The 22331-nt window shown below is 63.4% G+C and carries 23 protein-coding genes; 17 read left to right on the top strand and 6 right to left on the bottom strand.

All coding sequences use genetic code 11. The features are described 5' to 3' along the window. Positions 1–9: 9 nt before the first annotated feature. The 17 genes from hypF (at position 10) to hypE (ending at position 15485) form a co-directional block, all read left to right on the top strand. Positions 10–2232 carry a carbamoyltransferase HypF gene (hypF, locus tag RXV90_RS18890; protein WP_316650613.1) on the top strand — a complete coding sequence of 741 codons (2223 nt, stop codon included), beginning with the start codon at positions 10–12 and terminating at the stop codon, positions 2230–2232. 203 nt (positions 2233–2435) lie between these two features. Next, the gene (locus tag RXV90_RS18885; protein ID WP_316650611.1) at positions 2436–3533 is read left to right on the top strand and encodes a hydrogenase small subunit; all 1098 of its coding nucleotides are present in this window, start codon (positions 2436–2438) and stop codon (positions 3531–3533) included. 3 nt (positions 3534–3536) lie between these two features. Then, positions 3537–5330 (top strand): nickel-dependent hydrogenase large subunit, encoded by a 1794-nt coding sequence (locus RXV90_RS18880; protein ID WP_316650609.1) that lies wholly within the window; start codon positions 3537–3539, stop codon positions 5328–5330. Between the two features lie 14 nt (positions 5331–5344). Next, entirely contained in the window at positions 5345–5518 is a 174-nt protein-coding gene (locus tag RXV90_RS18875) for a hypothetical protein (RefSeq protein ID WP_316650607.1), read from the top strand. Next, complete coding sequence (gene cybH, locus RXV90_RS18870) at positions 5515–6279, top strand: Ni/Fe-hydrogenase, b-type cytochrome subunit (RefSeq protein WP_316650604.1); 765 nt, start codon at positions 5515–5517, stop codon at positions 6277–6279. The genes RXV90_RS18875 and cybH overlap by 4 nt, the downstream gene beginning before the upstream one ends. 277 nt (positions 6280–6556) lie before the next feature. Next, complete coding sequence (locus RXV90_RS18865) at positions 6557–7171, top strand: HyaD/HybD family hydrogenase maturation endopeptidase (protein WP_316650602.1); 615 nt, start codon at positions 6557–6559, stop codon at positions 7169–7171. Beyond that, positions 7171–7491, top strand: a complete 321-nt coding sequence (locus RXV90_RS18860) for a HypC/HybG/HupF family hydrogenase formation chaperone (protein ID WP_316650600.1) — start codon at positions 7171–7173, stop codon at positions 7489–7491. Before RXV90_RS18865 ends, RXV90_RS18860 begins: the two co-directional genes overlap by 1 nt. Positions 7492–7505: 14 nt before the next feature. After that, positions 7506–7886 carry a thioredoxin domain-containing protein gene (locus RXV90_RS18855; RefSeq protein ID WP_316650598.1) on the top strand — a complete coding sequence of 127 codons (381 nt, stop codon included), beginning with the start codon at positions 7506–7508 and terminating at the stop codon, positions 7884–7886. 14 nt (positions 7887–7900) lie between these two features. Continuing rightward, entirely contained in the window at positions 7901–8719 is an 819-nt protein-coding gene (locus RXV90_RS18850) for a hydrogenase expression/formation protein (RefSeq protein WP_316650596.1), read from the top strand. Continuing rightward, positions 8716–9492, top strand: coding sequence for a [NiFe]-hydrogenase assembly chaperone HybE (gene hybE / locus RXV90_RS18845; RefSeq protein ID WP_316650593.1), 777 nt, complete (start codon positions 8716–8718; stop codon positions 9490–9492). The genes RXV90_RS18850 and hybE overlap by 4 nt, the downstream gene beginning before the upstream one ends. After that, positions 9492–10376, top strand: coding sequence for a hydrogenase expression/formation protein HupK (locus RXV90_RS18840; RefSeq protein WP_316650591.1), 885 nt, complete (start codon positions 9492–9494; stop codon positions 10374–10376). The genes hybE and RXV90_RS18840 overlap by 1 nt, the downstream gene beginning before the upstream one ends. Further along, a complete protein-coding gene (gene hypA / locus RXV90_RS18835; protein ID WP_316650589.1) occupies positions 10369–10710 on the top strand; it encodes a hydrogenase maturation nickel metallochaperone HypA in 342 nt (113 codons plus the stop codon). The genes RXV90_RS18840 and hypA overlap by 8 nt, the downstream gene beginning before the upstream one ends. Beyond that, on the top strand, positions 10710–11525 hold the full coding sequence (gene hypB / locus RXV90_RS18830; RefSeq protein WP_316650587.1) for a hydrogenase nickel incorporation protein HypB: 816 nt from the start codon (positions 10710–10712) through the stop codon (positions 11523–11525). Before hypA ends, hypB begins: the two co-directional genes overlap by 1 nt. Further along, complete coding sequence (locus tag RXV90_RS18825; RefSeq protein ID WP_316650585.1) at positions 11525–13000, top strand: sigma-54-dependent transcriptional regulator; 1476 nt, start codon at positions 11525–11527, stop codon at positions 12998–13000. Before hypB ends, RXV90_RS18825 begins: the two co-directional genes overlap by 1 nt. 3 nt (positions 13001–13003) lie before the next feature. Then, complete coding sequence (locus RXV90_RS18820) at positions 13004–13300, top strand: HypC/HybG/HupF family hydrogenase formation chaperone (protein WP_316650583.1); 297 nt, start codon at positions 13004–13006, stop codon at positions 13298–13300. Next, positions 13297–14445, top strand: a complete 1149-nt coding sequence (hypD, locus tag RXV90_RS18815) for a hydrogenase formation protein HypD (RefSeq protein ID WP_316650581.1) — start codon at positions 13297–13299, stop codon at positions 14443–14445. The genes RXV90_RS18820 and hypD overlap by 4 nt, the downstream gene beginning before the upstream one ends. Next, positions 14442–15485 carry a hydrogenase expression/formation protein HypE gene (gene hypE / locus RXV90_RS18810; protein WP_316650579.1) on the top strand — a complete coding sequence of 348 codons (1044 nt, stop codon included), beginning with the start codon at positions 14442–14444 and terminating at the stop codon, positions 15483–15485. The genes hypD and hypE overlap by 4 nt, the downstream gene beginning before the upstream one ends. Here the strand turns inward: hypE and RXV90_RS18805 are convergent. The 6 genes from RXV90_RS18805 to RXV90_RS18780 all read right to left on the bottom strand — a co-directional run bounded on the left by RXV90_RS18805 (position 15482) and on the right by RXV90_RS18780 (position 22285). After that, the gene (locus tag RXV90_RS18805) at positions 15482–16228 is read right to left on the bottom strand and encodes a sulfite exporter TauE/SafE family protein (RefSeq protein WP_316650577.1); all 747 of its coding nucleotides are present in this window, start codon (positions 16226–16228) and stop codon (positions 15482–15484) included. The genes hypE and RXV90_RS18805 overlap by 4 nt on opposite strands. 5 nt (positions 16229–16233) lie before the next feature. Beyond that, positions 16234–17220: a D-2-hydroxyacid dehydrogenase family protein gene (locus tag RXV90_RS18800; protein WP_316650576.1), complete on the bottom strand. Its 987-nt coding sequence runs from the start codon at positions 17218–17220 to the stop codon at positions 16234–16236. Next, entirely contained in the window at positions 17217–17456 is a 240-nt protein-coding gene (locus RXV90_RS18795; protein ID WP_316650574.1) for a hypothetical protein, read from the bottom strand. The genes RXV90_RS18800 and RXV90_RS18795 overlap by 4 nt, the downstream gene beginning before the upstream one ends. Before the next feature lie 67 nt (positions 17457–17523). Further along, a complete protein-coding gene (locus RXV90_RS18790) occupies positions 17524–19191 on the bottom strand; it encodes a thiamine pyrophosphate-binding protein (protein ID WP_316650572.1) in 1668 nt (555 codons plus the stop codon). Continuing rightward, the gene (locus tag RXV90_RS18785) at positions 19188–20273 is read right to left on the bottom strand and encodes a 4-oxalomesaconate tautomerase (protein ID WP_316650570.1); all 1086 of its coding nucleotides are present in this window, start codon (positions 20271–20273) and stop codon (positions 19188–19190) included. The genes RXV90_RS18790 and RXV90_RS18785 overlap by 4 nt, the downstream gene beginning before the upstream one ends. Then, positions 20270–22285: a tripartite tricarboxylate transporter permease gene (locus RXV90_RS18780; protein WP_316650568.1), complete on the bottom strand. Its 2016-nt coding sequence runs from the start codon at positions 22283–22285 to the stop codon at positions 20270–20272. Before RXV90_RS18780 ends, RXV90_RS18785 begins: the two co-directional genes overlap by 4 nt. Positions 22286–22331 lie beyond the last annotated feature (46 nt).

Below are 22331 nucleotides of genomic sequence, written 5' to 3'. Positions count from 1 at the left end.
CGCATACGCGTGCGAGGCCAGGTTCAGGGCGTGGGGTTCCGACCCTTCGTATGGCAACTCGCGGCGCGGCTCGGGGTGAAGGGCACTGTGTCGAACGATGCCGAGGGCGTTCTGATCTTCGCCACGGGCGGCGATCTCGACACCTTCGAAGCGGCGCTCATGTCCGAAGCCCCCGCCCTCGCCGTGGTCGACGCGGTGGAAAGTGCGGCGGCGGAGGTGGCGGATACCGACGTCTTCCGCATCGCCGAAAGCGGCGCACCGGGCGCCGAAACCCGCGTAACCCCCGATGCCGCGACCTGCGACGACTGCGCCGCCGAAATCCGCGATCCGCAGGAGCGCCGGCACGGCTATGCCTTCACCAACTGCACGAATTGCGGCCCTCGCTTCACGATCCTCAAAGCCCTGCCCTATGATCGCGCGCAAACCACCATGGCGCCATTCGAGATGTGCGCAAGCTGCCGCAAGGAGTATGAGAATCCGGTCGACCGCCGCTTTCACGCCCAGCCTGTCGCCTGCCCGCATTGCGGGCCCCGCCTCTGGGCCGAGGCCGCGGACGGCACCGAGATCAAGGCGCCTGCAATCGAAACGGCCGCCGCTTGGCTTGCCCAGGGAAAAATCATCGCAATCAAGGGACTGGGCGGCTTTCATCTCGCCTGCGATGCCTGGAACGACCGAGCCGTCGCCACCTTGCGCACAAGAAAACGCCGACCGGGCAAACCCCTGGCCCTCATGGCTCCCTTCGCCACTATCCAGAGGCTCGCCGCACCATCCCACGAGGAATGCCGCCAGCTCGCAAGCCCCGCCTCCCCCATCGTGCTCCTCCGCCGCAGGGACGACGGGTTGCCCGACACGATCGCCCCCGGGCAGGACCGGCTTGGCTGGATGCTTCCCTACACGCCCCTCCACCACCTTCTCCTCGATGCCGTCGGCGGGCCGCTTCTGATGACCTCTGGCAACCTGTCCGGCGAACCCCAGGTCATCGCCAATGCCGAGGCGCGCGAAAAACTGGCCTCCTTCGTCGATGGGTATCTGATGCATGATCGCGAGATCGCCCGCCGTCTTGACGACGGGGTAGAGCTTCTGGGGCCACAGGGCCCGGTCGTCCTCCGCCGCGCTCGGGGCCGCGTGCCGTCGACCATCGCACTGCCCCAGAATCTCTCCGACCGAGAGGTGGTAGCCTATGGAGGCGAACTCAAATCAGCGATCTGCCTCACAAAGAACGGTCAGGCGCTACTTTCCCATCACATTGGTGATCTCGACAATGCCCTGACAGTCGAGGAATTCCTCAAGGCCGATGTCGATCTCGCCCAGCTCTTCAATCACCGGCCCGAAGCAATCGCCGTCGATCTTCATCCAGATTTTCGCGCCACCCGCCATGGCCGCATCCGAGCCGAGAAACAGGGGCTCCCGATGATCGCGGTTCAGCACCATCACGCCCACATGGCCGCCCAGTTAGGCGAATCCGGCTGGACCGGCGACACAGCAATTGGGCTCATCCTCGACGGTCTCGGGCTCGGGCCCGACGGGACAGTGTGGGGGGGCGAGGTGCTGGCGGGAGGGTACGCTCACGCCGACCGTGTAGCCTTTCTCAAGCCCGCTCCCCTCGTCGGGGGAGACAGGGCACAGGCGGAGCCGTGGCGGAACGCCGTCATGCGCCTCGATCAAGCGGGGCTCTCCGATCTGGCTGACCGGCTCTTCCCCGATCAGCCGCTCGCCCTTCTCAGGCAGGCCGCCGCAACGAGGCTAAACGCGCCTCTTTCCAGCTCCGTCGGACGGCTCTTTGATGCGGTCGCGGCCTGCCTCGGCCTCTCCCCGATCCGCCAGAGCTACGAAGGCGAAGCCGCCATGCTCCTTCAGGCGTTGGCGGGCCGAGCGTCGCAGGCCGGAAGCTACACCCACGCCACCGACGGCTTGGCGATTGATCCCGAACCGATGTTCGCCGAGCTAGCAACCGATCTCGCGCACGGCGAGCCGGCCGAAGTGATCGCTGCCCGGTTCCACGGCTTCCTCGCAAACGCCTTCGCCAGCTCAGCCCGCGCTGCAGCGGAAGCACGAGGGACGGATACCATCGCCCTTTCGGGTGGCTGTTTCCAGAATGTCCTTCTTCTCGAAATGATGATCTCGCGTCTAGACGGCTTTCGAATCTGCGGCCCCGGCGCAGTGCCCGCGAACGATGGCGGTCTCGCCTTCGGCCAGGCCCTCGTCGCTCTTGCACAGGTGGAAAGCACCTGACCGCTCACTCGCCACCCTGGTAAGATGGCTTACCGCCACCATCACGCGCCAAAATAAAAAACTTATTTAATTCAGAATCTTAGGCACCCTCACGCGCTCCTGCGGTTTCCCTATCGCATACGGAAGCATGCCGCAATCCTGCCCCCTGAGGGATGCGGAACCGCTTTGCACCCGACCGATTCGAAGCCGGAGGAGGGCCAGCCTTGAGCCAGATCGAAACCTTCTACGATGTGATGCGGCGACAGGGGATCACCCGGCGCAGCTTCATGAAGTACTGTTCGCTGACCGCGTCAGCCCTCGGGCTGGGTCCTGCCTTCGTGCCACAGATCGCCCACGCGATGGAAACCAAGCCCCGCACGCCGGTGATCTGGATCAACGGCTTGGAATGCACCTGCTGTTCGGAAAGCTTCATCCGCGGTTCCCATCCACTCGCAAAGGACGTGGTGCTGTCGATGATCTCGCTCGATTACAGCCACGTGCTGATGGCCGCCGCGGGCCACGCCGCCGAGGCGGCGCTGGAAGAAGCGATCGAGAAATACAAGGGCAATTACATCCTCGCCGTAGAAGGCAACCCGCCTCTGAATGAAGACGGCATGTTCTGCATCAATGCAGGCCGGCCATTCGTCGAACAGCTCCGCCACGTCGCAAAGGATGCCAAGGCAATCATCAGCTGGGGGGCCTGTGCTTCCTATGGTTGTGTTCAGGCCGCGAAACCGAACCCGACCCAGGCCACGCCCGTGCACAAGGTCATCACCGACAAGTCGATCATCAAGGTTCCGGGCTGCCCACCCATCGCCGAGGTCATGACCGGCGTTATCACCTATATGCTCACCTTCGACCGTCTGCCGGAGCTCGACCGCCAGGGGCGCCCGGCGATGTTCTACGGACAGCGCATCCACGACAAATGCTATCGCCGCCCCCACTTCGATGCCGGTCAGTTCGTCGAGGAATGGGACGACGAAAACGCGCGCAAGGGCTACTGCCTTTACAAAGTCGGCTGCAAGGGCCCGACAACCTACAATGCCTGCTCCACCGTTCGCTGGAACCAGGGCACCTCCTTCCCGATCCAGTCGGGTCATGGGTGCATCGGATGTTCAGAAGACGGGTTCTGGGATCAGGGCAGCTTCTACAACCGCGTGACCGATCTCACCCAGTTCGGGGTCGAAGCGAATGCCGATCAGGTGGGCCTCGCCGCTGCCGGCGTGGTCGGCGGCGGTATCGCGCTTCACACCGCCGTCTCGGCGCTCAAATCCGCGCAAAAGAAATCCCAGAACATCCCGTCCGCAAGCGAGGAGGCGTAAACCATGGTCATCCAAACCCCAAACGGCTTCACGCTCGATAATTCCGGCCAGCGGGTCGTCGTTGATCCGGTCACCCGCATCGAAGGCCACATGCGCTGCGAAGTGAACGTCGACGAAAACAACATCATCACCAACGCGGTCTCGACCGGCACGATGTGGCGCGGGCTCGAGGTGATCCTGAAGGGTCGCGATCCCCGCGACGCCTGGGCCTTCACCGAACGCATCTGCGGGGTCTGCACCGGCACCCATGCGCTCACCTCCGTGCGCGCTGTCGAGGATGCGCTCGGCATCACCATTCCGGAAAACGCCAACTCGATCCGGAACATGATGCAGCTCAACCTGCAGATCCACGACCACATCGTGCATTTCTACCATCTGCATGCGCTCGACTGGGTGAACCCGGTGAACGCGCTTCGCGCCGATCCGAAGGCCACAAGCGAGCTTCAGCAGGCTGTCAGCCCCTCGCACCCCCTATCCTCGCCCGGCTATTTCCGGGACGTGCAGAACCGGCTCAAGGCGTTCGTAGAGTCGGGCCAGCTTGGCATCTTCAAGAATGGCTACTGGGACAACCCCGCCTATAAGCTTCCGCCCGAAGCGGATCTCATGGCCACAACCCACTATCTCGAAGCGCTCGATTTGCAGAAGGACATCTGCAAGATCCACACGATCTTCGGCGGCAAGAACCCACATCCGAACTGGCTGGTAGGCGGCGTGCCCTGCCCGATCAACGTCCATTCCACGGGCGCGGTCGGCGCGATCAACATGTCCGTCCTTAACCAGGTCAGCTCGATCATCGACCAATGCATCGCGTTCAACAACAACGTCTATATTCCCGACGTGATTGCGATTGGCGGCTTCTACAAGGATTGGCTGTATGGCGGTGGGCTATCCGGCAAATCGGTGCTTGCCTACGGGGACATCCCCGAACACGCGAACGATTTCAGCCCCGGGCAGCTTCACCTGCCCCGCGGCGCCATCGTGAACGGCAATCTCAACGAGGTGCACGAGGTCGATGTCCGCGATCCCGAACAGATACAGGAATTCGTGGATCACAGCTGGTACGATTATGAGGAACCGGGCAAGGGGCTGCACCCTTGGGAGGGCGTCACCGAAGCACGGTTCGAACTAGGGCCGAACGCCAAGGGCAGCCGCACCAACATCGAGGAAATCGACGAAGGCGCGAAGTATTCCTGGATCAAGGCACCACGCTGGAAGGGAAACGCGATGGAGGTGGGTCCCCTGGCCCGCTACATCGTCGGCTACGCCTCTGGGCACGAAGACATCACGAACCAGGTCGACGGGCTCTTGCGAACGATGGAGCTGCCTGTTTCCGCCCTGTTCTCGACCCTTGGCAGAACCGCGGCTCGCGCGCTTGAATCCGAGTATTGCGGGCGGCTGCAAAAGCACTTCTTCGACAAACTCGTGGCCAATATCAGGGCCGGCGACGAAAGTACGGCGAACGTGGCCAAGTGGGATCCGTCAACATGGCCAAAGGAGGCGCAAGGCGTGGGCATGACGGAAGCACCGCGCGGCGCGCTCGGCCACTGGATCAAAGTCAAGGATGGCCGGATCGAGAACTATCAATGCGTGGTGCCGACAACATGGAACGGCTCGCCCCGCGACATGGCAGGCAATATCGGCGCCTTCGAGGCGGCGCTTATGAACACGAAAGTGGAACGCCCCGAGGAACCGGTCGAAATCCTGCGAACACTGCACAGCTTCGATCCGTGCCTGGCCTGCTCGACTCACGTGATGTCGCCCGATGGCGAGGAACTGATCACCGTGAAGGTCCGCTGAGGAGGGATGAAGAAATGAAACGTCTCGTTCTGCTTCCGGCGGCTTGGCCTGGATATGCATTGGCCCATGGCGGCCACCCAAAATTGGCGCAAACCGCCCATTGCGGCTATCACGGCAGTTTCGTCGTGCTGGCCGCCCTCATCGGCGCGGGGCTTCTCCTCGCCCTTTTGAAGAGGTCGCGCCAATGAACGCCCCCGAAACCGAATTCCAACCCTCGCGCGAGGCGGATCTCCTGACCGGAGACGCCACCGACGCCGACCGCGCCACCATGGAGCGTCGGACAAGTGTTTATGTCTACGAGGCACCCGTGCGCCTCTGGCACTGGTTAAACGCAGCTTCCATCTTGGTACTGATCGTGACCGGCTATTTCATCGGCTCACCCCCACCCACCATGGAAATCTCAGAGGCAACACACCAGTTTGTATTCGGCTACATCCGCTTCGCCCATTTCGCAGCAGCGATGATCATGACCGTCGGTTTTTTCGGTCGCATCTACTGGGCCTTCGTGGGCAATTCCCACGCCCGGCAGATGTTCATGCTTCCGATCCACCGCCGCGACTGGTGGGTAGAAGTTTGGCACGAAATTCACTGGTACGCCTTCCTCGAAAGGACGCCCAAGAAATACGTGGGCCACAACCCGCTGGCGCAAATCGCAATGTTCTTCTTCATGACGGTCGGGCTGACATTCATGATCGTGACGGGATTTGCGATGTATGCCGAGGGTCTGGGACGGGACAGCTGGCTCTACACCCTTCTCGATCCCCTGATCGCGGCGGTCGGCAATACCTTGGTTTTGCACCAGATCCACCACCTCGGCATGTGGTTCATAGTAATCTTCATGATGATCCACATCTACGCCGCGGTTCGCGAAGACATCATGAGCCGCCAATCCATGGTTTCGACGATGATCTCGGGCACTCGCACGTTCAAGGATGACCGGGTGGATTAATGCTCTCGAATCGGCAAGCAAAACGAACGGGCGCAGCGGCACCCGTTTCCACTAGTGAAACTCTAATTGCCATCTGAATGAAATTCCGGAACATTTGTTTGCATCAAGTTCAATCCCGGAGCTTCCGATATCAACGAAAGATCTATTTATATCATAATTTTATGCGAAAATTTTAGACACCGTTCATTTCGCATCCGATCCGCGCTCCAATCGACAAGACTGGCACCAGCGCAACCGGCTGGAATGGAGCTGCGCCACGAGGGAGGACAGACGAGACATGACCTGTGCACTCATACTCGGAATTGGCAACGTGCTCTGGGCAGACGAAGGTTTCGGCGTCCGGTGCGTAGAAGCGCTTGCCCAAAGCCGGGCCTTTGCGGGTGACGTCGCGCTCGTGGATGGCGGCACACAGGGCCTCTATCTCCTGCCGTTCCTCGAAGAAGCCGACATCCTCGTCGTCTTCGACGCGGTGGATTACGGCCTTGCCCCCGGCAGCATGAAGGTCGTGGAGGGCGCCGAGGTGCCACGCTTTCTCGGCGCCAAGAAGATGAGCCTCCACCAGACGGGATTTCAAGATGTCATCGCCACGGCCGAGCTTCTGGACCGCTGTCCGGGCGAGCTTCTTCTCGTCGGCTGCCAGCCCGAGGAGCTTGAGGATTACGGCGGTGGCCTTCGTGATGTTGTGGCCGCCCGCATCCCCGAGGCGCTGGACATTGCCTGCGACTGGCTTGCCGACAGGGGCTTCCCGTCCATACCGGGGCAAACCCCGACAAACGACCTCGCCGACGGTTCGATCCGGCAAGCGGCCTACGAAGCGGGCCGGCCCTCCGCCGAAGAGGCCTGCCGTACCGGCGACGCCCGTTTCCTCCCCGGCGCTGGGGAGCGCCGCTGATGTGCGTCGGCATACCGCTGAGGATTGTCTCTGCCGACGGGCTAATCGCCGTTGCCTCCGACGGCACGCGCACGGAAACCGTGGATCTGTCGTTGACGGGTCCCGTGGGCCCCGGCACCTGGATCCTTACCTTCCTCGGCGCCGCCCGCGAGGTGCTGAGCGAAGACGAAGCGGCAAAGATCAGCGCTGCGCTCCGGGGGCTCGAACGCCTGATGAAAGGCGGTTCCCTCGGCGACGCCTTTTCGGATCTGGAAGATAAGGGGCCAGTCCTCCCGCCCCACCTCGCCGCCGCGCTCGCGGACGGGAGAACCGAAGCCTAAGGAGACCAAGCACCATGGAACATCCTCTGATTAACCGCCTGACCACCGAACTCGGCTGGCCCTGCCTGTCCTCCGAAGAAGACCTGCTGACATGGACCCGTCGGCCCGGCGCCCATGTGCTGTTTGTGCCGGGCGACTGGGAGCGCAATCTCGAAACCGCGGACGTCGCCGTGATCCTGCCGGAGCTTTGTACCGCCTTTCAGGGCAGGTTCGACTGCGCTGTGGTGTCCACCGAAACCGAGGGGCATGTGAAGGAAAGCTCGGGCATCAACAAGACGCCCGCGCTCGTCTTCTACCGCGACGGGGCCTGCCTGGGCGGCATCGCCAAGGTGCGCGACTGGGACGACTACATGCGCCGCACCGCCCGCCTTCTCGACCATCCTGTCGCCGCCTGATCCCGGAGCATCGCATGAGCAACGACTTTCCCATTCCCCGCTTCGGCCCCGGATCGCAATCCGAACCCGATGGTGCGGCGCTGGATTACCTAGAAATGCCCGCCGACATGCGAACATACGCGCCCCACGTTCCGATGATCGAAGCGACGGATACGGTCGCCCCCGCCATGGCGCTGATGGCCGAGATCGCCGAGGCCGCACGGAGGAGTGCGGCAGGCGCCCCCCCAGCGATCTTCGATCTTCTGCCTCTCGACACCCAGAACCGTCGCCTCATCGCCGAAACCATGGGCGAGGGCGAAGTGGCGATGAAGCTCAGGGGCCTTCCGGCCCTGTCGGTTCAGGAAAGCGTCTTCGCGGGCATCTGGGGCGTGACCGGCGCGGGCATTGACCGGATCGAAATCGGCCATGTTCCGGAGGCTGCCCACATCCGTGCCTTTGTCCCGACCGTTGCCCGCCGCGACCTTCCCTTGCGCGACGGCGTCGTGAACGCCCCGGCGCTCCTCGCCGAACTCGAGGGCAAGAGCGAGGGCTTTTCAGGCAACCTTCACGTCATCAACCTCAGCCTGTTACCCCACACCGAGGAGGATCTCGTCTGGCTCGATCAGCGCCTCGGCCACGGCTCCACCGACATCCTGTCGCGCGGCTACGGCAACTGCCGCGTCCGCGCCACGACCCTACCCTTTGTCTGGCGCGTACAGTTCTTCAACGCCATGGATACACTCATCCTCGACACGTTCGAAGTTACGGCGATGCCCGAGGTCGCCCTCGCCGCCGCCGAAGACCTCGCCGAAAGCGGCGCGCGCCTTCTCGATGTGCTGGAGGCGATGCGATGACCCGCTTCGAAGGCTCCTTCCTCGGCGCCGCCGCCAAGATCAGCCCCCACGCGATCATGGAATGCAAGATTTGCTGGACGCCCTACGACCCGGTCGAAGGCGATGATTTCCGCCAGGTTTCACCTGGCACGGCGTTCACCGATCTGCCCGGTGACTGGTCGTGCCCTACATGCAGCGCGCCGAAAGAACAGTTCATGGTGCTTGAGGATCCGGGCTCCCAGGCATTCGCTGACGAGGCGGTCTTGCGCGACGCCACGGGCCGTCTCGTCGCCGATTTCACCGAAGTCTGGCATTCCACGATGCGTGGCGTGCCGCTCGCGAACACCGCGCTACACGTCGAGGCTGTGGGCTTCCGCCGGCACGAAGGTATGATCCTGGGCGTGCTCGTCAGCCCGTGGTTCATGAATCTTATCCTTATGCCCAATGGTGAAGACTGGTCCCGGCTTGCTCCAGGCACCCGTGAGGTGATCCGTTTCCCCTCGGGCGACTACGAATTTCTCCATAACTCCCGTGAGTTGACGGGGGGCTACAAGGCCTGCTCACTTTTCTCACCAATGGGAGATTTTAACTCACAGAAAGACGCAACCGATGTGGCGGAGGCTGTGATGACGGCGCTCTTCGATCCCACCCATCGCGCGGAAACCGATCGCGCCGCCGATATCCGCGCACGCCGCGTCGCCGAACTCACGCCCGAGGAGGCGCCCGCCGATCCCACCCCATCTCGCCGCGCGGTAATTACCGGCGGGCTCGCGGCGAAGGACACCGCAGTCTGATGCTCGACGCCCCCCGTACCCCGCGCCTCGTAGCAGAGGCCAGACCCGGGCTCCCAGTGGCGCAACTTGTGACGGGACGTCGGGTTGAAGAGGTGGCGGCCCTTCTGCCCCGGCTCTTCAACCTCTGCCGTGCCGCGCAAGGCGCAGCTGTTGATGCGGCCCTTGGACATCCCGTCTCCACAGACGGGATTGCCCGTGAGACCCTGCGCGATCACCTGCTTAAACTTCACGTCTCCTGGCCCGCCTTCTTCGGCCAATCTCCCTTTCCGTTACCGGACAGCTGGGCGGATGGCGGCACCGCCCTGCGCCACGCGGTCTTCGGGCCGGCCGGCGCTGCACCAGCCACTTCCGCCGATTTCTTCGCCTTTCTCCGAGGCGGTCAAGGCGCCGCAGGCGTTCTCTCCGGCATCGCGGGTTGCTTTGCCACGGGCGAGGCCACAGCCGATGTACCCGCCGTCGAACACGAAACGATCTGGACCGCCGCAACACAGGACAATTCCGTCGCCGCCCGCCAGGCCACACACCCCGCCATGGCTGGGATCGCTGCCGCCACGGGCTGCGGCCCCCTCTGGCGCGCTGCCGCACGGCTCTACGACATCGACGATCTAGTGCGCGGCATCGTTCCTCCGGTCCGCACTCCCCGCTCCGGCGAAGCCATCGTGCCTGCTGCCCGTGGCCTGTATGGCGTCCGGATCGGAACCGAAGACGGCACTGTCACCACCCTCGACCGTATCACGCCCACCGATCACCTCCTCAAGCCCGGCGGCGTGCTGGAGCGCGCGCTGTCCAGCCTGCCTGCAATAAAGGCGGGACTGGGGCCCCTACTTCTGGATATTCTGGATCCGTGCAGCCCGGTTCGGATCAGGGAGGTCCAGCATGCATGAGATGTCGCTCTGCGAAGGCATCCGCCGTGTCGTGGATCAGGCTGCCAGCGCGCCAGATATCGCCCGCGTCACTCGCGTTCGCCTGGAACTTGGACGCTTCTCTAGCGTGGAAAAAGATGCGCTCAGCTTTGCCTGGGAGGTCGTGATGCGCGGCTCCAAGGCCGAGGGCGCAGCCCTCGAATTCATCGACTTGCCTGGGAAGGCGACATGCTTCGACTGCATGAAAAGTGTCGAGATCGCCGACCGGCTCGATCCCTGCCCGGATTGCGGGAGCGGACGGCTTCTGCCGGAAAGCGGGGATGAGATGCGGATCAAGGATATGGAGGTCGTCTGATGTGCACGGTTTGCGGATGCAGCGATGGTACGCTCGAACACCATCACAATCATCACCATCACGCCAACCATGGCCACCATCACCATGGTACCGACATCCACTACGGCCAGGGCCCGGCCGGCGTCAGCGTCCCGGGGATAAGCCAGGAACGGTTGATCGAAATCGAAACTGGCATCCTTTCAGAAAACGATGCCCATGCCGCCCGAAACCGCGCCCGCCTCGCCGAGATCGACGCTTTCGCCGTCAACCTCGTCTCCTCTCCCGGATCGGGTAAGACCACGCTTCTTTGCCGAACCATTGGCGAGATGGAAGGGCCTGTCGCGGTGATCGAAGGCGATCAGCAAACCACGAACGACGCTGACCGCATCCGCGCCACCGGCGCCCCCGCACTCCAGATCAACACCGGCAAGGGCTGCCACCTCGACGGCCACATGGTGGGCCACGCGATCGACCGTCTTGATCCCTCCCGTTGCACCACGCTCTTCATCGAGAACGTGGGTAACCTTGTCTGCCCCGCCTCGTTCGACCTCGGCGAGGATGCAAAGGTCGCGATCCTCAGCGTCACCGAGGGTGAGGACAAGCCGCTGAAATACCCCGACATGTTCACTGCCTCCCGGCTTGCCATCCTCAACAAGGTCGATCTCGCGCCCCATTGCGATGTCGATCTCGATCTTTACGAGGCGAACCTGCGACGCGTGAACCCGCTGATCGAGGTGATCCGCCTCTCCGCCCGCACAGGCGAGGGCATGGGCCGCTGGATCGCCTGGCTGAAGGCCGAGACCCAGGCCAAGCGCACGAAACGGGCGGCAGAGTAATGGCCGCCCGCGCTCTTCCAACGATCCTTGTCATCGACGACGAGCCCCATTCCGTCGCCGCGATGCGTATGGCGCTCGAAGACGATTTCACCGTGCTCGAGGCCGCCAATGCCACGGAAGCCTGGGCACATATGGAAGAACACTGGGTGCAGGTCGTGATCTCTGATCAGCGGATGCCCGGCAAGACGGGGATCGAGCTTCTGACGGAAGTTCGGGACCGCTGGCCCGAAACCGTTCGCATCATCGTCACCGGCTACACCGAAACAAACGACATGATCGAGGCGATCAACGAGGCCGGCATCTACCAGTTCATCACCAAGCCCTGGCATCCCGATCAGCTTCTTATGGCGGTCAGAAACGCCACCCGGCTTTTTGAACTTGCCCGCGATCACGAGCGCATGACTCTCGAAATGCGCTACCTCGGCAGCGCGGCCTCCGCCAAGCTCGAGGACAAGCGCCGCCTCCTGCAAGAAGGTCTGGGCTTCGACAAAGTGCTTCGCGGGCCAAATTCTTCTCTCAACACCATCATTGCGCTGGCACGCCAGTATGCCAGTTTCGACGTGCCTGTTCTCATCACGGGAGAACCGGGAACGGGTAAGACCAACCTCGCCCGCGCCATGCACTACGGCTCGCTCCGCGCCGACCGCCCGTTCTTTGAGCTGAACTGCGCAGGCCTCACAGACGCCGCCCTCGCGGCGGAACTCTTCGGGATCAAGCGCGGCGCCGCTGCGGGCGTCCAGTCGACGCGCGTGGGCCTCCTCCAAAAGGCGGATCGCGGGACCGTTTTCATCAACGGTATCGACACGCTGTCACCGGAGATGCAGATGAGCCTTCTCAGGATCGTTCGTGAAGGGGCATTCCAACCGGTCGGAAGTCACGAAACCCTCTCCACACGCGCACGGCTCCTGACGGGCTCTCATATCGATCTGCGCGACGCTGTCGCCGAAGGCCGCTTCCGCAGCGATCTTTATTTCGCGCTGTCGGTGACGGAGCTTCAGGTACCCCCCCTGCGCGGCCGTCCCGGCGACATCGCGCGCCTCGCCGAACGCTTCCTGCACGAAGCGGCAGAGGCTCATGGCAAGCCCGTGCGCGGCTTCTCCGACGCAGCCCTCGACTTCCTGGAACAGTACGACTGGCCGGGCAACATGCCCGAACTCCGGAACGAGGTGATCCGCATGCTGATCGTCGCCCAGGATGTTACCCTCGGCCCCGAACTGATTTCGCGGCATATCCTGCAGGCCGAACCGGGCGATACCGGCGCCGATCGCCGCGCCATGGATCTCGGCACCATGGACGGCACGCTAAAAGACCGCGTGGAAATGATGGAAATGCGCATCCTGCGCGAAACCATGACGCGGATGAAATGGAACAAAAGCCGCGCGGCCGCCGAACTGGGGCTCAGCCGCGTTGGCTTGCGCGCAAAGCTCGACCGCTACGGAATCGAACCGCATGCGGCCACGGCAGAGGAGGAGTAAGCCATGTGTCTGGGCATCCCGGGGCAGATCACCGAGATCACCGATGAAGACCGCATGATGGCCATGGCCGATGTCTCCGGCGTCCGCCGCGAGGTCTCGCTCGCGCCAGTATCGACGGGAGCTGCGCTTGAAGCGCTGGTTGGTCAGTGGGTTCTGATTCACGTGGGCTTCGCCATGGCAGTCATCGACGAAGATGAGGCTGCCGCCACGCTCGAGGCGCTCCGCGGTCTTGGCGAAGCACAGGAAACGCTGGACCAGATGGCCGAAGGCGAATGGGCTTTCTCAGAGGAACGAACATGAGATATGTCGAGGAATTCCGTGATCCGAAAGCCGCAAGGGGCCTTCTCGCGGCCATCAACCGCGTGGCCGATGAAATAGGCGCAACCCGCGAAAGACCCATCCACATCATGGAAATCTGTGGGGGCCACACCCACGCCATCTTCCGCTACGGGCTCGACAAGCTGGTGCACGAAGGGGTCGAGTTCATACACGGCCCCGGTTGCCCGGTCTGCGTCCTGCCGATGAGCCGCGTCGACGAATGCGTGACGCTGGTGGAGCGACCCGAAGTGATTTTCACGACGTTCGGCGATGCGATGCGCGTACCCGGCACCCGTAAGTCCCTGATCCAGGCAAAGGCGGATGGGGCCGATATCCGCATGGTCTATTCCCCGCTCGACGCTCTCGAGCTTGCGCGACGCAATCCGAACCGTGAGGTGGTGTTTTTCGGCCTCGGCTTCGAGACGACAACGCCCTCCACCGCGTTTTCCATCCAGCAGGCCGCGCGCGAGGGGCTCACCAACTTCACCGTCTTCTGCAATCACATCACTGTTCCGCCGCCCCTGCGCGCGCTTCTGTCTGATCCCGATTGCCTGCTCGACGGCTTCGTGGGGCCGGGCCACGTCTCGATGGTAATCGGCACCCATCCCTACGATTTCATCGCTGAAGAGCATGGTCGCCCTCTCGTCGTCTCAGGCTTCGAACCGCTCGATCTTTTGCAATCGGTGCTGATGGTCCTTGAACAGATCCGCGATGGGCGGGCCGAGATCGAAAACCAATACGCCCGCGTCGTGCCGGAACACGGCAACCCCGCAAGCCTAGCCGCCATCGCCGATGTCTACGAACCCCGCCCCAGCTTCGAATGGCGGGGCTTGGGCGAAATCGACGAGAGCGGGCTCCGGATCCGCGACGCCTATAGTACCTTTGACGCGGAAATGAAATTCGGCATCGGCTATGGCGCGGCCACCGGGCGCGATCCGGTGGACGAGCCCGAGGGATGCGCCTGCGGTTCGGTCATGACGGGCAAGCTGAAACCTACCGCCTGCCGGCAATTCGGGCGCGGCTGCACACCCGAGACGCCACTCGGCGCACTAATGGTCTCTTCCGAAGGCGCCTGCGCCGCATATTGGCAATACGGTGGCGCACGCGCGATGGAGGCGGCGGAATGAACATGGCAATGCCCGTCTCCCGGCTTCGCGACACCCGTGTCACCCTCGCCCATGGCGGAGGCGGCAAAGCGATGCGCGACCTGATCGAAGATGTCTTCACGGCTCACTTCCAGCCTCCAGGCATGGAGGATCAGGCCCGACTAATGACAACCGCGCTGCAGGAACCCGGCGCCCGCCTCGCCTTCACCACCGACAGTTTCGTAGTTACCCCCATCGAGTTTCCAGGCGGCGATATCGGCAAGATCGCGGTCTGCGGCACAGTGAACGACCTCGCCGTCGGCGGGGCGCGCCCGCTCTGGCTATCGGCCTCCTTCATTATCGAGGAAGGCACCGAAATCGCCCTGCTCCGCCGCATCGTCGCCAGCATGGTGCGCGAGGCAGAGGCGGCGGGCGTCCGTATCGTCACGGGTGACACCAAAGTCGTCGGTCGCTGCTCCGCCGACGGGCTCTTCGTCACCACCTCAGGCGTCGGCGTCATCGCCCCCGGTTGCGATCTCCGCGCCGAGGCCGTACGCGCCGGCGACATCGCGATCGTAAATGGCGTCCTCGGCGATCACGGTGCGGCGATCCTCGCAGCGCGCGGCGACCTTGCCCTGTCCACCACCCTCGAAAGCGACTGCCAATCTCTTGCGTGGCTGATGCAGGCGACACTGACCGCCGCCCCGAACATCCGCGCCGCCCGCGACGCCACGCGCGGCGGGCTCGCCTCGGCCCTGAACGAGATCGCCGATGCGGCGGGGGTCGGAATCGAGATCGACGAAAGCGCCCTGCCGCTGCGCGACGAGGTAAAGGGTATATGCGAGATCCTGGGGCTCGATCCTCTCTACCTCGCCAACGAGGGCACACTTGTGCTCTTTGTCCCGCCGGACGAAGCCGATGCCGCCCTTGCCGCCATGCGCGCCACCCCCGAGGGCCGGGGTGCCGTTGCCATCGGTCGCGCCGTGCCCCGCGGCATGGTCCCCGTTGTGATGCGTACCGCTTTCGGCGGCACCCGGATCGTCGACATGTTGGTGGGCGAACAATTGCCCAGGATCTGCTAGATCACACCAAGCCCGCCAAGGATCAGCCGCAGCGAGATCAGCACCAGAAGAGTGTTCAACGCCCGACGGAACAGTTTCTCGTCGATCCAGTCAAGCGACACACGACCCGCCACCGTCCCGGCGAACCCCGCCGCGATCATCATCACGATAAAGCCGATCCACTGGCCAAACGCGAAACCCAGAACACCGAATACCACGATCTTCAGACAGTGCTGCAAAGTCATCAGCGCCGCGTGGGTCGCCACATGCCCGTGGCGGGGCAGGTCAAAGGATTTCGTGTAACTTGCCACGAAAAGGCCTGTTGCGCCAAAGAACATCGTCAAAAAGCTGGAAATCGCGCCGGTCAGCACGGGCATGTCCCTCAGCCACTGGGGCGCCCGGGAAAAAACCGTCCAGATCACGAAAAGCCCGATCCCGATCTGTACTACGCTCGCGGGCAGCTCCACCACGATCAGTCCGCCGAGGATGCTGCCCACGACTGATCCGACCACGAACCCGGTCAGCGCGGGCCGGTGTACGGACCCAAGCAGGATCAGCACCCGCCCCGCATTCGATCCAAGCTGGATTACGCCGTGCACGGGGATCAGCGCGGCCGTCGGCACCAGAGCCGCCATGAAGGCCAGAAGAAGGGCGCCGCCGCCAATCCCGAACGCCGCAGTGATGAAGGAGGCAAGGAAGCTGATCAGCAAAAGGAATAGCGCCGCCCCTTCGGTTAGGCCCTGCGGCAGGAATGGTGACAGCATACCGCTCACTCCGCTTCCGCCGCCCCCAACACTTCGGGATTGATCACATTCACTGGCGCGCCAGCCGCATAAGCTACGATCTGCTCGTAGATTTCCGCAAACTGCGAATTCAGTTCATCCTCGGTCACGAACCCGATATGCGGCGTCGCGATGACGGCTGGGTGATTGACGAGCGGATCGTCCGGATCGGTGATCGGCTCCTTTTCGAATACGTCAAGCGCCAACCGTCCTGGCCGCCCGGCCTCGAGCGCCGCCATCAGCGCGCCCTCTTCAACGAGCCCTGCGCGCGAGGTGTTCACGAAACTCGCCGTCGGCTTCATCGATAGAAGGTCGTCCAGCGTGATGATCCCCTGCGTCTCTGGCTTCAGCCGCACATGCACGCTCACGAAATCCGCCTCGACAAAGAACGCGTCCCTGCTCTCCGCCACCTGAGCGCCATCAGCCACGGCCCGTGCACGCCCGGTCTCGGAACTCCACCATACAACCTCCATCCTGAAGGCCTCGGCATAACGCGCGACGGCCTTTCCGATCCGTCCGTAGCCGTAAAGGCCAAGCCGTCGTCCGCAAAGGCTCTGCCCCACACCCATCTGCCAGGTTCCGGCCCGAAGCGAGGCCATCTGCTGCGGGATCTGCCGCGCCGAGGCGAGAATCAGGGCGAAGGTCAGTTCCGCGGCCGCGACCGAGGGCCCCTGTTTCCCCATGTTGGAACAGAACACCACGCCATGCGCAGTGCAGGCCGCCACATCCACATGCGGATAGACGCTCCGCTGGCTGATAAGCCTCAGCTTGGGCAGCCGCGCCAGAAGGTCGGCGGTGATCGCCGTGCGCTCGCGGAACAGACAGATGGCCTCGGCGTCCTTCAGGCGATCCGCCAGCGTCGAGGTTTCCGTCACGTGATCGGTCCAGACCGTCACCTCATGGCCGTCGAGTGCCGCGAAACTTGGAAGGGTGCGCAGCGTATCGAACCAGTCGTCGAGGATGTGAACCTTCATCGGCTCTCCACTCCCGCGTGGCGCGAGGGCGTACGCGGCGTCGGCACGAAAACCTCGCGGCGAAGCATTGCCAGACCATTGCCGATCCGCGCCCGCTCGGCCAGCAGGTGATTGAACTGTGCATCGCAACCCGAAATCGGCGTCGGATAGGAGGAGATTTCAATGGCAATCAGCCGCTGCGCTTCGCGAAGGCAACGCTCGGCCTCAACCAATAGCTCCTGAACATCGTTCGTCATGGCGAACCTTATCAAATTATTGTATACTATCGCATACAATAATTCATCCAACTCTTCCAGCTGAAACTCATCCCAGCCCGCCGATATTCGGATGGGCCCTGCGTATCACTGGGGAATACACCTTGTCGGAAATCGGAATGTCCCACACTGCCGCCCCACCGGTTTCGGCAAAACCATCCACCAGACGAGGTATCTCGCCCAGATCCGTCACCGTCTCACCGCCAAGGCCGAACCCCCGGGCGATCGCCGCCAGATCCGTACGCCCAAACACCGCACCCCCGTCGTCAAGACCCTCCGCCCTAAGCTTGTGAATCTCGGAGCCATAGGCCCCGTCATTCAGCACCACGATGAGGATGTTCAACCCGTGCCGCCGGATCGTCTCCAGTTCCTGCACATGCATCAGAAGGCTCCCGTCCCCGTCGAACATCACAATGGTATCCCCGGGGCGCGCCGCAGCCACGCCAATGGCGAAGGATATTCCGTTTCCGATCGCTCCGAATTCGCGGATCGTGAGAAACCGCTCCTGCGGCCGCCCGGGCATCTGCGCGAAGTAAAAGGAACAATGGCCGGATGAATTCACCATCTCCCAGTCCAAAGGAAGCGCGGCATCCAGCGCGGCCACAACATCGCGTGGATCGTGCACCCCCGGCTCGCCGCTGAACACCGATGCATCGGCGGGCGCGGTGGCGATCCGTTTGGCCAGGGCAGCACTCCGCCAGTCGGACGAGCGCTCTGAGACGACTTCCGACAGCATCTCCACCCCCAAACGCGCGTCCGCCCTCAGATGCGCATTCGCGGCCACACGACCCTGGCTCACCGTCACGGGATCGACATCGATCTGCAACACCTGTGCCCCGGGCCAAAGCTTGCCCGCATCGGAATTGTGGCTCGCGAGCGAACAACCCACCGCCACCACCAGATCCGCCTCGGCGAAACAGGCGCGCGCGGTATCGCTCGAAAACCCGCCCGCGATTCCGATCGAAAACGGATCGTCGTGAAACAGCCCGCGCGCGGGCAGCGTCGTCGCCAGAAGCGCGTCGCACCGCGCGGCCAGAGCCCGGCAAGCGCGGCCAGCCCCTGCCTCCACCGCGCCCATTCCCGCCATCACCACGATCCGCCTTGCTCCGTCGATCATGGCAGCCGCGCGCGCCAGATCCTCAGGATTAGGAGGGATCGGCGCCATCTGCGGAAGCAAGGCCTTTGACGGCACGGGCAAATCCACCTCGCCCTCCCAGATCAGGTTCTGCAAATCGAACGGCACGCCCAGCACCACCGGCCGCCGCTCCCGCTTCGCCTGAAGGAAAGCATTGCGCACCGCCACAGGCATCCGCTCGGGCAGATGTAGGCTCAGATACGCGGCACCTGTCGCCCTGACAATCGGCGCCTGGTCGATTGCCTGGTTGTACCACCCAGCCTTAAGGGGCGCCTCACCCGCAAACACCACCAGGGGCAACTGCGCCCGCACCGCCGCCGGTAGCGCGGTGGTCAGTTGCGTCAGGCCCGGCCCGCAGGTCACCGTCGCAACCCCGATCCGGCGCGACTTCCTTGCGTAGGCCATCGCCGCCGCGACCGCGCAATGCTCATGCCGGACATAGATCATCCGGCAACCCGCCTCACCCAGCCGTGTGGCGAAGTTCATGTTCGCGTCGCCCATCAGGGCAAAGCAGGTCTCAACATCTTCCTGCCGGAACGCTGCGGCAAGCACGTCGAAGACATGCGCCGCGCCTCCAATCATCCGAACGCCTCCCCGGGCACCAGAACCTCACCGCGCGCAATCAGCCGCGCGGTTCGCACGAGCCCTGCCGACCGGAACGTCAAAGTCTCGCCCTCCATCGCATAGTCCACCGTGACCTCGAGCTTGCCCAACGGATGCTCCACAAGCACAACAGCCGGCGCCGGCCCGACATCGCGCGCAATCCCGTCGGCCACCGTCCCCGGCGCAATCGCGCAAGCCGCGAGGCATTGCGATCCCGTTACGGCCACCGTCGGATGGGTCGACCACGGCATGAAGTAACGCACCGCGAAATGGCCGCCGTCCCGGGGCGGCGCTATGAGGCCGATCTTCGGCGTCACCGCCTCGCTTACATCCCCGAGCCCCATGAGTGTCCCCGCCTGAAGCCGCAAGGCTTCCATCCGCGCGAAAAGCGCTGTATTCGCGTCAAGGTCCTCACGGCTCTCATAGCCGCTGATCCCGAAATCCGCGGCTCGCGCGATCATCATCGGCATCGCGACATCGACGCACGAGACTTGGATGCCGCCGATCACGTCAGTCCGATTGCCAGTCGGAAACATCGCGCCGGTCTTAGATCCGACAACATCCAGGAAATTGAGCGCCACGGGCGCCGCCGTCCCCGTTACCCCGTCGATCGCCACGTCACCATCATAGCGAACGCGCCCACCTGGCGTCTGCACCACCGCCTCGACCAGCGCCCCTGTGTTCACCGCCCGTATCCGAACCCGGGTCTCCGGGTCGCCCGCAGGCACGATCCCCATCTCGATCGCCGCAGGGCCCACACCCACCAGCATGTTGCCGCAGGTCGGCCGGTAGTCGACCTTCGGCGAATCTACGTCGACCTGCGCGAAGAAGTAATCGACATCTGCCCCCGCTTCTTCCGATGGGCTCAGCATCGCCACCTTCGTCGTCACTGCCACACCGCCCCCCAGTCCATCGATTGTATTCGGGTGCCCCGCGCCCATCACCGACGACAGAACACGCGACAGAGTGTCGAGGTCTTCAGGCAGATCACTCCGCCGGAAATAGGGGCCGCGCGACGTACCGCCCCTCAGAAAGTGAAACGATATGGGGGTCTGGATCATGTCAGCGGCCATGGCAAATCAAAATACTCCTGAAGAAGGCCCGGCGGAAAATCACGTCCGAGCACGCCGCCCAGTAGGCACATGAGCCCAACTGCGGCTGCGGTCAGTATCAAGGTCTGCACCCAGCCGCAGCCCGCGCGCATGCGCAGGAAGAGAACAAAGAACACGCCCAGCGCGAGAATGAAGCCCAAAAGCGAGGCCAGGATTAGCAGAAGGCCAAACCAACCCAGCGTACTCCAAAGTCCATGCGGCGCCCCTCCATCTTCCGGGCCCGCCTCAAGATCGGCGAAGACGGCGTCATCGGCGGGCGCCCGCGCCATGCGAAAAAGCAGGACCGCGCAGGCGATCAGCGTCACGATCCCGACCGTCACCGGAAAGATCTTGTCGCGCAGGATATTGATCTGCGCCGCATCCCAGACGGCGATCGCCACATAGGCAGTGACGATCACCAGAAAGACAAGCGGCGCCCGCCGCGTCGCCACTGGCGGCTCACCCGACCCGAGGATCTGCTTGCCCTGCCTTATGCCGATCACGATAGAGATCACCGTCAGGATCAGAATGGCAATGGCGATGGGTGAACCGATGTATTCCATCCCATCCCAGAAGCCCCGGCGGAATCGGAGCGTCGCGATCTGCACCGCCTGGTTGGCGAAGGATTCCGCCTGGCTCGACAGAACAAACCCGATCAGAAAGGCAGGCCGCGACCACTCGAACCTCCGCAGGAATATCCCGATCAGCCCGATCCCCATCAACGCGGCCAGATCCCAAAGCGTCTGGGCTGACTGAAACGCGGCGAACGAGATGATCATGAACAGGAACGGCGCGACCAGCGTGAACCGGATCGTCGTGACCCGTGCGATCTGGTTCGAAAGAAGGATACACAGCCCCGCGCCGAACACGTTCGCGAGCGCCAGCGACCATACGATCGTGTAGGTGATATCGAGGTTGTGGCGCACCATGTGCGGGCCTGGGTCATAGCCCAGAAGCGCGATGCCGCCGAGGAACACGGCCATCGACCCCGACCCGGGGATGCCGAAGATCAGCGTCGGCACCAGCCCCCCGCCCTCCTTGGCGTTGTTTGAACTTTCAGGGCCGATCACGCCGCGGATATCGCCCTTGCCGAACTGCGACTTGTCCTTCGCGCCTTGAACAGTGAAGCCATAGGTGATCCAGTCGACGACCGATCCGCCAAGGCCCGGGATTACACCTACAATCACCCCGATCGCCGCCGAGCGAACCGATAACCACAGGTTCGCGGCCCAGTCCTTGATCCCGCGCATCCAACCAGAGCCCAGCCCACCGCTTTTCGAGATCGCCCGATCCTGGCGCAGCAGCGCCACAATCTCGGGCACCGCAAAGATTCCGAGCCCGACGATCACGAGCTTCAGCCCGTCGACGAGGTAGGGAATGTCATAGCTCGCCATTCGCAGGCTGCCGCTGGCGTCAGACTCGCCGATCGTCCCGATCAGCAGGCCAAGCCCGGCAGCGGCCACACCCTTCAGCGGGATGCGACCCGCAAGGATCGCAACCATCGAAAGGCCCAGAACCGTGATCATCAGCATCTCGGGCAAGCCAAAGGCGAGGATCAGGGGCCGCGCCACCAGAAGGAAGAAAGTTAGGACAATCGCCCCGAGGATCCCTCCGAACAAGGACGAGATGAAGGCCGCCGACAGCGCCCGCGCAGCCTCGCCCTTCTTCGACAGGGGAAACCCGTCAAGCACGGTGGCCTGGCTCGCCGTCGAACCAGGAATCCCAAGAAGCACAGAGGCGAAGGTATCTGAAGTCGGCACCACCGCGATAAGTCCGACCATCAGGGCAAGGCCGGAAACCGGATCCATCCCGAACATGAACGGCAAGACGAGCGACAGGCCCGCGATGCCGCCCAACCCCGGGAACACCCCGACCGACAGGCCCAGCAGCACGCCCAGGAACAGGAACATAAGCTGCTGCGGCTGAAAAATAAGCGCCAGAGCCTCGCCGAGCGCCGGCGCTGCTGTTGCGATAACGTCCATGGATCAGGCCCCGCGAAAGAATGGCCCGGCGCGTCCCCCGCGCCGG

Source organism: Ovoidimarina sediminis (assembly GCF_032586175.1).
GTDB lineage: Bacteria > Pseudomonadota > Alphaproteobacteria > Rhodobacterales > Rhodobacteraceae > Ovoidimarina > Ovoidimarina sediminis.
Note: the sequence above shows the minus strand (reverse complement) of the source record. Positions and strands in the feature narration are given on the sequence as shown.